This is a genomic window from Staphylococcus sp. HMSC035D11 (assembly GCF_001836075.1).
GTDB classification, from domain to species: Bacteria; Bacillota; Bacilli; order Staphylococcales; family Staphylococcaceae; genus Staphylococcus; species Staphylococcus hominis.
In genome coordinates, this window is the sequence record NZ_KV827203.1 from 1 (window position 1) to 776 (window position 776).

Sequence of the window (776 nt, forward strand, 5' to 3'; positions counted from 1 at the left end):
GTTTTAATCGATGGGGGGACGCAGTAGGATAGGCGAAGCGTACGATTGGATTGTACGTCTAAGCAGTGAGATTGAGTGTTAGGCAAATCCGGCACTCTTAAGATTGAGCTGTGATGGGGAGAGGAAATTGTTTCCTCGAGTCGTTGATTTCACACTGCCGAGAAAAGCCTCTAGATAGAGATTAGGTGCCCGTACCGCAAACCGACACAGGTAGTCAAGATGAGAATTCTAAGGTGAGCGAGCGAACTCTCGTTAAGGAACTCGGCAAAATGACCCCGTAACTTCGGGAGAAGGGGTGCTCTTTAGGGTGCAAGCCCAGAAGAGCCGCAGTGAATAGGCCCAAGCGACTGTTTATCAAAAACACAGGTCTCTGCTAAACCGTAAGGTGATGTATAGGGGCTGACGCCTGCCCGGTGCTGGAAGGTTAAGAGGAGTGGTTAGCTTCTGCGAAGCTACGAATCGAAGCCCCAGTAAACGGCGGCCGTAACTATAACGGTCCTAAGGTAGCGAAATTCCTTGTCGGGTAAGTTCCGACCCGCACGAAAGGCGTAACGATTTGGGCACTGTCTCAACGAGAGACTCGGTGAAATCATAGTACCTGTGAAGATGCAGGTTACCCGCGACAGGACGGAAAGACCCCGTGGAGCTTTACTGTAGCCTGATATTGAAATTCGGCACAGCTTGTACAGGATAGGTAGGAGCCTTTGAAACGTGAGCGCTAGCTTACGTGGAGGCGTTGGTGGGATACTACCCTAGCTGTGTTGGCTTTCTAACCC

The 776-nt window shown here is 50.9% G+C and carries 1 rRNA gene; it reads left to right on the forward strand.

Annotated features, from left to right (window positions below):
• Positions 1 to 776: ribosomal RNA gene (locus tag HMPREF2647_RS00020) — 23S ribosomal RNA — on the forward strand; the annotation flags it as partial.